This is a genomic window from Polaromonas sp. P5_D5 (assembly GCF_054049435.1).
On the sequence record NZ_JBFUMJ010000001.1, the window covers coordinates 344089 to 358392 of the forward strand.

Sequence of the window (14304 nt, forward strand, 5' to 3'; positions counted from 1 at the left end):
GGACGGATGAAAGTCATGCAATCTCAAACACCTGCCGCAAATACGCCAGGTATTTTTCGTCGTCGCACATGTTCTTGGAAGGTGTGTCAGACAGCTTGGCCACGGGTTGGCCGTTGCAGCGGATCATCTTGATCACGATCTGCAGCGGCTCGTAGCCCAGGTCATTGGTGAGGTTGGTGCCGATGCCGAAGGCCAGCTGGCAGCGGCCCCTGAACTGCTGGTACAGCTCGATGGTGCGCGGCACCGTCAGGCCGTCGCTGAAAATCAGCGTCTTGGTCTGCGGGTCGACCCGGTTCTTGGTGTAGTGCGCAAGCATGCGCTCGCCCCACTGGAACGGGTCGCCGCTGTCGTGGCGGGCGCCGTCAAACAGCTTGCAGAAGTACATGTCGAAATCGCGCAGGAAGGCACTCATGCCGTAAACATCCGACAACGCGATCCCGAGGTCGCCCCGGTATTCCTTGGCCCATGACTCGAAGCCAAAGACCTGGCTGTCACGCAGACGCGGCCCCAGCGCCTGGCAGGCCTGCAGGTATTCATGCGCCATGGTGCCTAGCGGCGTCAGGCCGAGCTTCATGGCAAACAGCACATTGCTGGTGCCGGCGAATTGGCCACCCACCCCCGTGCCCAGCCGCGTCACCAGGGTGCGCAGCACTTCTTCGTGCCAGGCTTTGCCAAACCGGCGGCGTGTACCGTAATCGGCGATCTTGAGCGTTCGCAGGCCTTGCGTCTGCAGCTCGCCAATTTTGGTCTCCAGGCGCTTGCGCCCCTCGGCCAGGTCCGCCTTCTTTTGCGTGTTGCGAAAGTAGACCTCATTGATGATGGCCAGCACCGGAATCTCAAAGAGGATGGTGTGCAGCCAGGGGCCCTTGATGGACACGTCGATCTCGCCCGAAGGCAAGGCCGTGACGCTGACGTATTTTTCATTGAGCCGGAAGATGCCGAGGAAGTCGACAAAATCGCTCTTGATGAAGCGCATGGCCTTGAGGTAAGCCAGCTCAGCGTCCTGGAAACGCAAGCTGCACAGGCCACGGATTTCTTCCCGTATCTCGGTCACATAGGGCGCCAGATCACCAATACCCGGAGCGCCGGCGTTGCGGCACTTGAAGCGGTATTCCACCTCGGCGCCCGGAAACTGGTGCAAGACCACCTGCATCATGGTGAACTTGTACAGATCGGTGTCGAGCAGGCTGGTGATGATCATGGGGATCGCTTGAGGGCCGCGGCGCCAGGGCGCCTTGGCGGTTAATCAGGTGAACAGGCCCGGCGCCAATGCCGCACCGGGGCCTTCTTCAACTCGCGCCAGCTCAGGTACCGAGAAAATCCACTTCAAACAGCAAGGTGGCGTTCGGTGGAATCACACCGCCGGCGCCGCGCGCACCATAGCCCAGCTCCGCCGGAATGACGAGGCGGCGCGTACCACCCACCGACATGCCTTGCACGCCTTCATCCCAGCCGCGGATCACTTGCCCCGCGCCAAGGGAAAATTCGAAAGGCTGGCCGCGGTCCTTGCTGGAGTCGAACTTGGCGCCCTGGACGCCGTTGTTATAGAGCCAGCCGGTGTAGTGAACCTTGACATGTTGCCCCGCCTTGGCGATGGCACCGGTGCCCAGCACGGTGTCTTCGTATTGCAGGCCGGAAGGTGTGGTGGTGAGATTCATGGTGCGGTCCTTCTAAAACAGGTGAAAACAAAAAAATAGAGCCCAAACAGGCAAAAAGAAATCGCGTCTTTTCGCGAATCCCTGACTTTACCCGCAACACCTAAACCAGCCGGCGCGTGCGGGGATGCAGTAGCGCCGCTTCTGGCTTCTAGTCGAGCCAGGTGGTGAATTCCGAAGCCGGGACCCGCGGTGTACGGAAGGTGTTGACGCGCGCCGTTTCATCGGCATAACCCAACGCCATGCCGCACACCAGCATTTCGTCGCTACCCGCGCCGATGTGCGGGAGGATGATCCGGGAAAAACCGTTCCAGGCTGCTTGCGGGCAGGTGTGCAAACCCAGGCCACGCGCGGCCACCATGAGGTTTTGCATGAACATGCCGTAGTCGACCAGCGAGCCCCGACCCATCACGCGGTCCAGCGTGAACATCAGGCCCACGGGTGCATCGAACAGCTGGAAGTTGCGGTGATGCTGTGCATGCATCTTGTCCTTGTCACCCTTGGTGATGCCCAGCAGGCCGTAGAGGCCCCATCCGTTTTCGCGGCGGCGGTCGATGTAGGGCGACACCCATTTCTCGGGGTAGTAGTCGTATTCTTCTTTGTATTCGGTGGCCAGCACGGGGTTGGCGTATATCGCATCATGGGCCTGACAGACTTTTTCCACCAGCATGTCCCGGCTGGCGCCCTGCAGCACATAGACCTTCCAGGGCTGGGTGTTGGTGCCAGAAGGCGCGCGGCTGGCAACTTCCAGCAGATGGGCGATGGTCTCGCGTGGCACCGGCCTGGGCAAAAACTGGCGTATTGACTGGCGGCTGACGATGGCTTCGTCCACCGCATTGCGTGCGTCGCCTGCGCGGCGCGGGGTGATATAGGGAAGCACGGGCGGTGCCTGGGTCATCGGAGGGTCTCCAGTACAGAAAGCAGTTCGGGGGGCAGCGACGCAGGCCTGCGCGTGGCGCGGTCGACATACACATGGATGAAATGGCCCCGGGCAGCGCACAGCGCACCCTCATCGCCGGGGAACAGGGCCACTTCGTAGCGCACGCTGGACGAGCCGACGTGTGCCACACGGATGCCTGCGACCACCGGATCCGGAAAGGCCAGCGGCGCGAAGTAATTGCATTGGGTTTCGATCACCAGGCCGATCACGCTGCCGGCGTGGATGTCGATGGCGCCGCGCTCAATCAGGAGGCCGTTGACGGCGGTATCGAACCAGCTGTAATAGACGACGTTGTTGACGTGACCGTAAACATCGTTGTCGGACCAGCGGGTGCCGATGTCGCGAAAGGCTTTATAGGCGCTGCGGGCTTCAGCCTGCGGGCGTGTCGGGGAGGTCATGAGAACCTATTTTGCCAGCGTGCACCTGGCCAGGCTCAAGGCGGGCTTCTGGATGGACGGCCGGGCTAACGGCGGGTCTGATCGGAAGTGGCTCGCGCCCCAGCAGTTCCGGCAAGCGATTGGGTGAAGGCACATTGTCCCGCTGTAGCAAAATCCAGTGCCCATACGAGAAAGGCGAAAAGTGCAGGACGTCGCACACATGCGCGCCCAGGCGTGCCGCCCAGTTGGGCGTTGGAATCTGCAGCGCAGGGGTGGCCGTATAGTCGGCGCGAAGTTCACGCAGGTACTCCGCGTAACCGTAACGGCGAATTCCGCCGAGTTCAACCTCGCGGTGGCCCGCCAGGGAAGAAAGAGCCGCAAGCGCAGCAAATGCTTTCCCAAGATCGGTGGCAGCCATCGCCGCAATACCGCCGCGCGCACCGCGCGGAATAAATTGCACCGGCGAGCGCGACAAGCCGCGCAGCCAGCGGGCGCCAAAGCCGCCCTCGCCGTCGAGCAAGGAAGGCCGCACGATGGCGTAGTCGCTGCCCGACGCCGCGATGGCGTGCTCACCCAGCAGCTTGCTCGACAAAAACCGGCTTTTGGCGCCTGCGTGCAAGCCCAGGGCCGAGGTATGAATCAGTCGAATGCCGGCGCCGGCGCAAGCGACGGCCAGCGCCGCCGGTGCGCGGTGATGCACATGGTCATACGACTCATTCGGCCGCTGGCGCAGGATGCCCACGCAATTGACGACCACATCCACATCCTTCAGCAGGGTTGTCCACGCATCGGGCTGCAACAGCTGCTCAAAGCGCACAGGGCGCAAGACAGCAAAAGGATAGGCCTCTTCGTGGCGCGAAGGATGGCGGCTGCCGATCGAAACCTGCGCGCCCGACGTGTGCAGCGCCGCGACGGCATGGCGGCCGATAAAGCCGGTGCCGCCCAACACGAGTACGCGGAGGGCGTGGGCAGCATGGGCTGCGCTATCTTTCTGGGAATCCCTCGGGTGTGGCTGCATGTTCTTGTTGCTATTAGCTTGTTTTATTTCGTGGCCACCTGGGATGGCCTTGGCAATGTAGCAGCAATCCCCGTTGGATCAGCCTCGCTACGGATTCCAGCGCTTCCAGTATTCAAGCGCCACCCGGTAGGTGTTCATCTGCACCTGCACGGTTTCGTCGATGTTGATGCCATAGCCACCCGCCATGGAAAACGCGAGCGGGATGCGGCGCTGCCAGGCCCAGTCGAAGACGCGCCGGTCGCGCGCCTCCAGACCGTCAAAACTCAGGGCCAGCCGCCCCAGCCGGTCGCCCACGTACGGATCGGCGCCCGCCAGGAACAGCACCAGCCCCGGCTCAAAGCGCCGCTCCAGTTCGTCAAGCGCGTGCTCCAGCGCCTGCAGATAGGCTGCATCGCCGCAGCCGTCCGGCAAGTCCACATCGAGGTCGCTGGCTTCTTTTCGAAACGGGAAATTCTTTTGCCCATGCAACGACAGCGTGAACACGCTGGTGTCCGCGGCAAAGATGCTGGCAGTGCCGTTACCCTGGTGCACATCCAGATCGACGATGGCGACCTGCAGCGGTTTGCGCTCGTGGCGGTGCAGCCGCGCCCACTCTGCCTGCATGAGCCTGGCGGCCACCGCCGCATCGTTGAAAACGCAGAAGCCGCCGCCTTTGTGCGCATACGAGTGATGCGTGCCTCCGGCCAGGTTGGCTGCAACGCCTTCGCCCTGTTTGCCTCCAGGCCCCATCGCCATGCGGGCCGCTGCAACGGTGGCGCCGGCAGAGCGGCGCGCGCGCTCGGCCATGCCCAGGCTCCAGGGAAAGCCGATCTCGCGCTGGGCAGGCGCCGGCAAGGTTCCGTGGGTGATGGCGTCTATATAAGCGGGCGTGTGAACAAGGGCGAGCTCACCATCGGTGGCGGCCGGTGCCTGTGCCATTCGAACGGCCGACAGTTCGTTGACCAGGCGGTCGCGCAACAGCCGGTACTTGGCCATGGGAAAACGGTGCCCAAGCGGCAGCGGCAATACGAAGTTGTCGGCGTAAAAAGCTTGCAAGATGAGATGCGAGGAAGGGTTTCAACGATTGTGGCCTGAAGGGGCAACAACCGTCATGTAGTACCGAGCGCGGGAAAGCATGGACTTTTGGATACTTTTGCACTCTGTTTTCGGAGTACAAATAGGGCTCGACATCTAAAATGGTGCAGTGCAACAAAAACCGCTTGCAATGCCTCGGCCAATGCCTATACTTGGGGTCATGTTGCAGTGCAGCAATTCAGCGCAAAGCAACTATTGACCCGACGACTCATTAACTTATATCTGGAGATTAATTATGCTGACCGCTGAACAAATCATGGCCTCCCACAAAGCCAACATCGAAACCCTGTTTGGTCTGACCCACAAAGCCTTCGAAGGCGTTGAAAAACTGGTCGAACTGAACGTGCAAGCCACCAAGGCTGCCCTTGCTGAAACCGCCAACCACGCACAAGCCGTGATGGGCGTGAAAGACGCGCAAGAACTGATGGCCCTGCAAGCCGGCCTGGTCCAGCCCCTGGCTGAAAAGACCGCCGCTTACAGCCGTCACCTGTATGACATCGCTTCGGCTGCTGGTGCTGAACTGGGCAAGACCCTGGAAGGCCAAACCGCTGATGCACAGAAGAAGTTTGTCGGCCTGGTCGACAACGCTGCCAAAAACGCGCCAGCCGGTTCCGAAACCGCCGTTGCCGTGATGAAGAGCGCTGTTGCTGCCGCGAACAACGCATTCGAATCCATGCAAAAGGCTGTCAAGCAAGCCAGCGAAATGGCTGAAGCCAACTTCAACACCGTGGCTGCGTCCGCAGTGAGCGCCACGAAAACCGCTTCCAAGAAGCGTTAATTGTTATTCATTGTTCCCGCACCTTCTGCGGGAACGACCGGAGCCTGATCCCGGAACCTTGCGTAACAGCACGATTCCAGACCGCTTGTCTCCTCGGATCCATTCGAAATTCATTTTCACGGATCCAGTTAAGCCCAATCGCAAGATTGGGCTTTTTTTTGCCTGGCGTATCCAGATTTAGGCCATTTAAGCGTTCTACCCAATAGGGACGAGCGCAAGCAGCTATCAAAAGAATAGCAACTACCTGGCCACCGCCACACCCGCCGCGGCCAGTTTGGCCTTCAGCTGGGGCAGCGCGGCCAGCATGGCGGCACGGCCTGAGTCGATGGCGCGCTGCCGTGCAGAGAAGTCGGCGCTTTTCAGGCCCGTAAGCGACGGACGGACCACAATGTCAGCATCCTTGAGCTCGTACTGGTTGATGCTTTTGCCCATGATGGCAAAGGTCTGCAGCAGGATTTGCAACGTGTCGCCGGCAAGGTTGGCTTCGGGCGGGCTGGAGATGTCGACGGCAATCACGACGTCGGCGCCCATCTGCCTGGCAAAGCGCACAGGCACCGGTGAGACCAGGCCGCCGTCGACATACTCGCGGCCGTTGATCTTGACGGGCACGAACACGGCCGGCACTGCACTGGATGCGCGCACTGCTGTGCCGGTATCGCCGCGCTGGAACAACACGGCCTGACCGCTGTTGAGGTCGGTGGCGACGATGCCCAGCGGAATGACCATGTTCTCCATCAGCCGGTTGGCCACCAGGTCGTTGACATAGCGGGCCAACGCGTCACCGCGGAACATGCCGCGGCCGATGATCGGCAGCATCCAGTCGGTGATGGCAACTTCCTCCATGTTCAGCGCGGTCTGCTGCAGCTGCGCGCTGGTCTTGCCGCTGGCATACAGCGCCGCCACCAGGCTGCCGGCCGACGTGCCGACCACCAGCTGCGGCTTGAGCCCGGCCTCCTCCAGCACGGCGATCACGCCCACGTGGGCAAAGCCGCGTGCGGCGCCCCCGCCCAGCGCCAGGCCGATGCGCGGCGGCTTTCTGGCGGCCTCTACCGGCAGTGGTGCCACGGGTGCGCCCGGACCGGGCGGCGCTGTAGTGCAGCCGGCAAACAGCGATAAACCCGCAGCCAGGCAGATGCCCGCCAGCCAGTCTGGCCCTAGCGAAGGCTTGCGCAACGTAGGGGGACTACCAAGAATGATTCTTATTTGCTTTATCATGGCCGGGCTTTAAAAATACCAGTAAGGAAGTGGAAAGTTATGTACAAAAAAGTGGTTCTCTCGTCGCTGATGCTGCTGGCAGGCTTGGCTTCGGCGCAGGAACAGGTGGTCAACTTGTATTCTGCCCGCCATTACCAGACCGACGAAAAGCTCTACAGCGACTTCACTAAAGCCACCGGGATCAAGGTCAACCGCGTGGACGCGGATGACGCCGGCATTTTGGCGCGCCTGAAGGCGGAAGGCACGGCCTCTCCTGCCGACGTGATTTTGCTGGTCGATGCCGCGCGCCTGCACAAGGGCGATATAGACGGTCTCTTCAAGCCCATCAAATCGACCGCCCTCGAAGCTGCCATCCCGGCCAAGCTGCGCGCCAAGGAAACTGCCGAAGGCACGACCTGGTTCGGCTTTTCGACGCGCGCCCGCGTTGTGGTGTTTGACAAGCTCAAGGTCAAAAAAGCCGACGTGGATACCTATGAGGAGCTGGCTGACCCGAAGAACAAGGGCCTGCTGTGCACCCGTTCGGGCGCGCACCCCTACAACCTGTCGCTCTTCGGCGCGGTGACCGAGCATCTGGGCGAAGCCAAGGCCGAGCAATGGCTCAAGGGCCTGGTGGCGAACATGGCGCGTGACCCCAAGGGCGGCGACAGCGACCAGATCAAGGCCGTGGCCAGCGGCGAGTGCGGCATTGCGCTGACCAACACCTACTACCTGGCGCGCATCATGCGTTCCAACGCGCCTGAAGACAAAGTCGTGGCCGACCGCGTGGGCGTGGTCTTCCCCAACCAGGACAGCTGGGGCACGCACGTGAATATCGCCGGCGCGGCGGTTGCCAAAAACGCCAAGAACACGGCCAACGCCGTCAAGTTCATGGAATATCTGGCCAGCCCGAGCGCACAGGAGTACTTTGCCAACGGCAACAACGAGTGGGCCGCCGTACCGGGGCTGGGCGTGAGCAATCCCGCGCTCAAGGCCATGACACCGTCGGGCAATGGCAGCTTCAAGTCTGAAACCATCCCGATCAGCGCTGTGGGCAACAACCAGCTCAAGGTGCAGCAGATGCTGGACCGTGTCGGCTACAAATAAGCCAGCGCCCCACTTTTGCGAAAAGCCCGGCCGCCGAAAGGCGCCGGGCTTTTTTCATGCGCCATAATTGACGTTTACGTTAACGTCACCCAAAACGTTCACGCAAGCTCTTCAAAATCTCTCCATCTTCATCAAGGAACCACCATGGAAATCGCAGGCAAAGTATTTATCGTCACCGGCGGCGCATCGGGCCTGGGTGAAGGCACGGCACGCATGCTGGTGGCCAACGGCGCCAAAGTCGTCATCGCCGACATGCAGGCAGATAAAGGCGAGGCCATCGCCAAAGAGTTGGGCGAAGGCAAAGCCACTTTCGTCAAATGCGACGTGAGCCAGGAAGCCGACGGCCAGGCCGTGGTGGCCAAGGCGGTTGCCATGGGCAAACTGATGGGCCTGGTGAACTGCGCCGGCATTGCGCCCGCCGAAAAAACCGTGGGCAAGAACGGCGCGCACAGCCTGGGCGCCTTCAGCAAAACCATCACCGTCAACCTCGTGGGCAGCTTCAACATGATCCGCCTGGCGGCCGACGCCATGTGCAAGAACGACCCGGAAGCCACCGGCGAACGCGGTGTGCTGATCTCCACCGCCTCTGTGGCAGCCTACGACGGCCAGATCGGCCAGGCGGCCTACAGCGCCTCCAAGGGCGGCATCGTCGGCATGACCCTCCCGATCGCCCGCGACCTGGCCCGCAACGGCATCCGCAACATGACCATCGCGCCCGGCATTTTCGGCACGCCCATGCTTTTTGGCATGCCGCAGGAAGTGCAGGACTCGCTGGCTGCCGGCGTGCCCTTCCCCTCGCGCTTGGGCACACCGCAAGACTATGCGCGCCTGGCCAAACACATCATCGAAAACGACATGCTCAATGGTGAAGTGATTCGCCTGGACGGCGCGATTCGCCTCGCACCACGTTGAGCCTAGGCCGCAGGCGGGTGCAGCGCTGCCAGCCGTTCGGTCAGCAGCGCTGAAAGCCGTTCAATCACCTCGTTGACGCGGGCCGGCACATAGCGCCGGCTGGGCACCACCGCATAAAGCGGCGCCGGCTCACCCAGGTGACCCGCAAAGAGGCGCACCAGCTTGCCGCTGGCCAAAGAGGCCATGAGGTCGATCTCGGACTGGTAGACGATGCCCCGCCCCTCCAGCGCCCACTGCAGCGCAATGGATGCGTCGTTACAGGCCAGCGGCCCAGCCACGCGCACCTGAAAAGGCGCGCTGGCCTCTCCCTGCAATTCGAACTGCCACTGATCCTGCCGGCGCTCGCGCACATGGCAAACCAGGCAGTCGTGCTGCACAAGCTCGCATGGCTCCAGCGGCGTGCCGCGGCGCGCCAGATAGTCCGGGGCCGCACAAGCCACGCGCCGGGCCGGCGCCAGCAGGCGCGCCGAATGGGTCGAATCCATCAGCGGCCCGTTGCGCAGGGCGATGTCGATGCCCTCGCGCACCAGGTCCACACGCGCATCGCTGATCTGCAGGTCGATTTCAATACCCGGGTGAGTGTTGGCAAATTCGGCCAGCCAGTAGGCCAGCATCTCGCGGGCCAGCATGGCTGTGGCGGTGATGCGGATGCTGCCCGTCAAGCCGAAGGTGCCGGCACGGACTTTGGCCTGGCCTTCGGACACCAGCTCGAGCGCGCGGCGGGCATGGTCGACCATGACAGCACCCTCGGCCGTGGGCCGCACGGCGCGTGTGGTTCGCTCAAACAGACGTACACCCAGCGAGGTTTCCAGCCGCTTGATCGCCGCACTGACGGCCGCTGTAGACAGCCGGCAGCGCTTGCCCGCTGCTGTAAGGCTGCCAGTTTCCGCCGTAGCCAGCAGCACGCGCAAGGCATCGAGATTGTCAAATTCCATGGAAGAGTGATTTCTCTGAAACGCCATTGTGAGGCGCGGGGCCGCTCGATATATTCAACAGCGCAGGCACAGGGTCCTGCCACAAGCTACAACTACATTCAAGGATATCGCATGAGACACGCCTTCTCGGCGCTGGCAGCCACCGCGCTGCTTGCCGCCTGCGCCAGCAGCCCCACCGCATTTACCTACCAGGTCCCCGCCGATGAAGTCGCGCGCGGCACCAAATACATGCAGCCCGAAGGCTCTTCGGGCTTCACCCCCAAGCCAGGCTGGGCCACCAAGACCTTCGCCGTGGCCGCCGCCAACCCGCTGGCCACCGATGCGGGTTACCAGGTACTCAAAGCCGGTGGTTCGGCCATCGACGCTGCAATTGCAGTGCAAATGGTGCTCACGCTGGTAGAGCCGCAGTCCAGCGGCATAGGCGGCGGCGCCTTCCTGCTGCACGCCAATGGCGGCAAGGTCGAGGCCTTTGACGGCCGCGAAACCGCGCCCGCTGCGGCGGACGAAAAACTGTTTATCGGCGCCGACGGCAAACCGATGCCGTTTTACGACGGCGTGGTTGGCGGGCGTTCCGTCGGTACGCCCGGCACGGTGCGCATGCTGGAGATGGCCCACAAGCAATACGGCCGCCTGCCCTGGGCCCAGCTCTTCGTGCCCGCCATCCAGCTCGCCGAAGGCGGCTTCAAGGTCAGCCCGCGGCTCAACACCTTGCTCAAGGGTGAAGTGCACCTGAAGAAGGATGTCACCGCCGCAGCCTATTTCTATAAAGCCGACGGTACCCCCGTCGATGTGGGTTCTGTCTTGCGCAACCCGGCGCTGGCCGACGTGCTGCGGCAAATCGCGGCGAGAGGTTCCAACGCGCTGCTCGAAGGCAAGGTCGCGCAAGCCATCGTCACCAAAGTGCAGGGCCACGCCACCAATCCCGGCAAGCTGACCCTGGGCGACCTGGCCGGCTACCAGCCCAAAAAACGCGACCCGATCTGCTCGGACTACAGCGCGGCCGGCAAGGCCTACCGCCTCTGCGGCATGCCGCCGCCCAGCTCGGGCGCGATTGCAGTCGGCCAAATCCTCGGCATCCTGAACAACACGCCGGCCGCCACGCTGGGCCTGGTCGCCGGCACCGGCGGTGTTCCCGGCTCGGTGTCGCCCACGCCTTCGGCCGACTGGCTGCACCTCTACACCGAGGCCTCGCGCCTGGCCTTTGCCGACCGTGCGCAATACCTGGGTGACCCTGACTTTGTGCAGCCGCCGGGCGGCAACTGGATGAGCCTGCTGGCCCCCGCTTATCTCAGTGAGCGCGCCAGGCTGATTCAGTCCACAGGCCCGAGCATGAAAACCGCAAAACCTGGCGTGCCGGGCGCCGTCACAACCGCCTACGCGCCCATGCCCGACCAGCCCGAGTACGGTACCTCGCACATCAGCATCATCGATGGCTACGGCAATGCCATCGCCATGACCACGACGATTGAAGACCAATTCGGCTCGCGCCTGATGACCGACGGCGGCACCGGAAAAGCTGGCGGCTTTTTGCTGAACAACGAACTGACCGACTTCAGCTTCGCCCCGACAGACGCCGAAGGCAAGCCCGTGGCCAACCGCGTGCAAGCCGGCAAACGCCCGCGCTCGTCGATGGCCCCCACGCTGGTGTTTGACAAAACCTCGGGGCAGCTCGTCATGAGCGGCGGCAGCCCCGGCGGCGCACTCATCATCCATTTCACCGCCAAAACCCTCTACGCCACACTGAACTGGGGCCTCAACGCCCAGCAGGCGATTGACCTGCCCAACTTCGCCTCGCTCAACGGCCCGAGCATCCTGGAAGAAAAACGTTTCTCGCCGGCCACCGTCGAGGCGCTGAGAAGCCGCGGCGCCGAGGTACGCGAACAAACCATGACCAGCGGCCTGCAAGCCATTCAGAGAACACCCGACGGATTCTTCGGCGGCGCCGATCCGCGACGGGAAGGCCTGGTGCTGGGCGACTGATCTCGGCACACCCCCGTCCAGGCTCACTGCGTATAGCCCCTTGCAGGGGGCGGCGCCTGCGGCCCGGCAAAGCCGCTTCCGCGGCTGCCCGCTTGTGAAATGCCCCACTGCTTGTGCCACTGACTCTTCAAGCCAGCATGAGCCGCGGGACTGGCTTTGCCAGACCGCAGGCGGGCGGCCCCCTCGGGGGGCAGGGAGCTACACGCAGTGAGCGACCGTGGGGGCGATAATTGCTTTATGGCCATCCCCCAATCGTTCATCCAGGAGCTGCTCGCGCGCGCCGACGTGGTGGACATAGTGGGCCGCTACGTGCAGCTCAAAAAGGGCGGCGCCAACTTCATGGGCCTGTGTCCCTTTCACGGCGAAAAGTCCCCTTCCTTCAGTGTCAGCCCTTCCAAGCAGTTCTATCACTGCTTCGGCTGCGGCAAAAACGGCAACGCCATCAGCTTTCTGATGGACCACGGCGGCATGACCTTTGTCGAAGCCGTCAAGGACCTTGCCCAGCAATACGGCCTGCAGGTGCCTGAAGACGATGTCTCGCCGCAAGACCGGGCCCGGGCCGCCCAGATGCGAGAGCAGCAGGCCACGCTTACCAGCGTGCTGGAAAAGGCCGGCGTCGCCTACATCCAGGCCCTGCGCAACTCCGAGCGCGCCATCGACTACTTCAAGGGCCGCGGTGTCTCGGGCGAAGTCGCCAGGACCTTCGGCTTGGGCTACGCACCTGAAGGCTGGCGCAGCCTGGCCAGTGTCTTTCCCGATTACAACGACCCGCTGCTGGTCGAAAGCGGCTTGGTCATCACAGGCGAGCCCGGCGAGGAAAACCAGGCAGGCGAAGCCAAGCGCTATGACCGCTTTCGCGACCGGGTCATGTTCCCCATCCGCAACGTCAAGGGTGAATGTATAGGCTTCGGCGGCCGCGTGCTCAGCGACGAAAAGCCCAAATACCTCAATTCGCCGGAAACCCCTGTGTTCAGCAAGGGGCGCGAGCTTTATGGCCTGTTCGAGGCCCGCGCTGCCCTGCGCGAACACGGCTATGCCCTCGTCACAGAAGGCTATATGGACGTGGTGGCTCTGGCGCAACTGGGGTTTGCCAATGCGGTGGCCACCCTGGGCACCGCCTGCACGGCTGATCACGTGCAAAAGCTGTTCCGCTTCACCGACTCAGTCGTCTTCAGCTTTGACGGCGACAGCGCCGGCCGCCGCGCCGCCCGCAAAGCGCTGGACGCCGCCCTGCCCTTTGCCACCGACGTGCGCACCGTCAAGTTCCTGTTCCTGCCGGCCGAGCACGACCCCGACAGTTACATCCGCGAGCACGGTCAGGAAGGTTTCGCGGCCTATGTCAGCAAGGCCGTGCCGCTCAGCCGCTTTCTGCTGGAAGCCGCCGCCGAGGGCTGTGACCTTGACACCGCCGAGGGCCGCGCCCATATGGCCAGCAATGCCCGCCCGCTGTGGAACCTGATGCCTGATGGCGCATTGAAACGCCAGCTGTTGGCCGAAATTGCCGACAGGGTACTGATTGACAGCCGCGAACTGACGCAGCTTTGGCAACCTGCGACCTCCAAGGGTAGCTATAAAAATAATAGCAGCTTGCGCACGTCCAATAAGGGTCAGAAGCCGGAATCGTCCTCAACATCAGGCGCTTCCCAGGACATGTCTGGCCCTGCGGACTATCTGCCGGATTTTCGCGAGGAGCCCGATTACACCTCGTCCGAGCCCTCTGGCGGCTACTTCCCGGCATCGTCAACGACGGGACGCAGCTTCGGCGCCCGGGCTCCACGCCGCGTGGCTGGCCGTATCTTGCCGGCCAGCCGTGAAGACCGTGTGCTCAGGTTGCTGCTGACCGAGGCCCAGACCTGGGACCGGCTCACCACTGAAGAGCATCATTTGCTGGTCGAGTTGCCTGAGCCCCACGGCCCGCTTTTCATCTGGCTGGAGAGCCAGTTGCATGAGCATGGGCCCCAGCCGTGGGCCGCCTTGCGTGAAGGGCTGCGCGGCCACCCCCACGAAAGACATGCCACAGCGCAAATCGCACAGATTCCTGAAGGCATCGAAAGTGACTGGGATGAGGTTCGGAGCATCCTGGACCAGCTCCTGCGCCTGCACCGCCAGCGCGAGATGAGCGAGTTGGCCGCCCGGGCCGCCACCGACCCGGCCGCCCGGCAGCGCTATCTGGAGCTGGCCGCCAGCCTCAAAACCGCCGCCACCGACCCGGCCCGCTGAGCGGGCCCGGCCTCCGGGAAAATCCCTGTTTCTGGGTCATATAAATCGCCCAAAAAACAGGCAACAGGGTATAATCCGATTTTCGACGGCAAGCGCGACAGCAGCACCTCCGGCCCG

General features: G+C 62.9%; 13 protein-coding genes. 5 read left to right on the forward strand and 8 right to left on the reverse strand.

From position 1 onward, the window contains the following. Positions 1-13 precede the first annotated feature (13 nt). The 6 genes from pncB to ACXJKE_RS01715 all read right to left on the reverse strand — a co-directional run bounded on the left by pncB (position 14) and on the right by ACXJKE_RS01715 (position 5025). Positions 14-1201 carry a nicotinate phosphoribosyltransferase gene (pncB, locus tag ACXJKE_RS01690; RefSeq protein WP_457278835.1) on the reverse strand — a complete coding sequence of 396 codons (1188 nt, stop codon included), beginning with the start codon at positions 1199-1201 and terminating at the stop codon, positions 14-16. Between the two features lie 103 nt (positions 1202-1304). After that, entirely contained in the window at positions 1305-1658 is a 354-nt protein-coding gene (locus tag ACXJKE_RS01695; protein WP_457278836.1) for an FKBP-type peptidyl-prolyl cis-trans isomerase, read from the reverse strand. Between the two features lie 148 nt (positions 1659-1806). Further along, on the reverse strand, positions 1807-2553 hold the full coding sequence (locus ACXJKE_RS01700; protein ID WP_457278837.1) for a nitroreductase: 747 nt from the start codon (positions 2551-2553) through the stop codon (positions 1807-1809). Continuing rightward, complete coding sequence (locus ACXJKE_RS01705) at positions 2550-2993, reverse strand: acyl-CoA thioesterase (RefSeq protein ID WP_457278838.1); 444 nt, start codon at positions 2991-2993, stop codon at positions 2550-2552. The genes ACXJKE_RS01700 and ACXJKE_RS01705 overlap by 4 nt, the downstream gene beginning before the upstream one ends. Then, complete coding sequence (locus ACXJKE_RS01710) at positions 2965-3990, reverse strand: NAD(P)H-binding protein (protein WP_457278839.1); 1026 nt, start codon at positions 3988-3990, stop codon at positions 2965-2967. The genes ACXJKE_RS01705 and ACXJKE_RS01710 overlap by 29 nt, the downstream gene beginning before the upstream one ends. Before the next feature lie 87 nt (positions 3991-4077). Further along, entirely contained in the window at positions 4078-5025 is a 948-nt protein-coding gene (locus tag ACXJKE_RS01715) for a histone deacetylase family protein (RefSeq protein WP_457278840.1), read from the reverse strand. Positions 5026-5296: 271 nt separating this feature from the next. On the opposite strand from ACXJKE_RS01715, the gene ACXJKE_RS01720 reads away from it, so the two are divergent. Further along, complete coding sequence (locus tag ACXJKE_RS01720) at positions 5297-5842, forward strand: phasin family protein (RefSeq protein ID WP_457279775.1); 546 nt, start codon at positions 5297-5299, stop codon at positions 5840-5842. A gap of 240 nt (positions 5843-6082) precedes the next feature. On the opposite strand, the gene ACXJKE_RS01725 is transcribed toward ACXJKE_RS01720, so the two are convergent. Beyond that, the gene (locus ACXJKE_RS01725; protein ID WP_457279776.1) at positions 6083-6976 is read right to left on the reverse strand and encodes a patatin-like phospholipase family protein; all 894 of its coding nucleotides are present in this window, start codon (positions 6974-6976) and stop codon (positions 6083-6085) included. Between the two features lie 120 nt (positions 6977-7096). On the opposite strand from ACXJKE_RS01725, the gene ACXJKE_RS01730 reads away from it, so the two are divergent. Together ACXJKE_RS01730 and ACXJKE_RS01735 are read left to right on the forward strand one after the other, a co-directional pair. Then, positions 7097-8140: an extracellular solute-binding protein gene (locus ACXJKE_RS01730; protein ID WP_457278841.1), complete on the forward strand. Its 1044-nt coding sequence runs from the start codon at positions 7097-7099 to the stop codon at positions 8138-8140. A gap of 144 nt (positions 8141-8284) precedes the next feature. Further along, positions 8285-9052 (forward strand): 3-hydroxyacyl-CoA dehydrogenase, encoded by a 768-nt coding sequence (locus tag ACXJKE_RS01735; protein WP_457278842.1) that lies wholly within the window; start codon positions 8285-8287, stop codon positions 9050-9052. A gap of 2 nt (positions 9053-9054) precedes the next feature. On the opposite strand, the gene ACXJKE_RS01740 is transcribed toward ACXJKE_RS01735, so the two are convergent. Beyond that, positions 9055-9987 (reverse strand): LysR family transcriptional regulator, encoded by a 933-nt coding sequence (locus ACXJKE_RS01740; protein ID WP_457278843.1) that lies wholly within the window; start codon positions 9985-9987, stop codon positions 9055-9057. 111 nt (positions 9988-10098) lie between these two features. Between ACXJKE_RS01740 and ACXJKE_RS01745 the strand changes: the two genes are divergently transcribed. After that, on the forward strand, positions 10099-11967 hold the full coding sequence (locus ACXJKE_RS01745) for a gamma-glutamyltransferase family protein (protein ID WP_457278844.1): 1869 nt from the start codon (positions 10099-10101) through the stop codon (positions 11965-11967). 237 nt (positions 11968-12204) lie between these two features. After that, positions 12205-14187, forward strand: coding sequence for a DNA primase (gene dnaG, locus ACXJKE_RS01750; RefSeq protein WP_457278845.1), 1983 nt, complete (start codon positions 12205-12207; stop codon positions 14185-14187). The last annotated feature ends 117 nt before the right edge of the window (positions 14188-14304 follow it).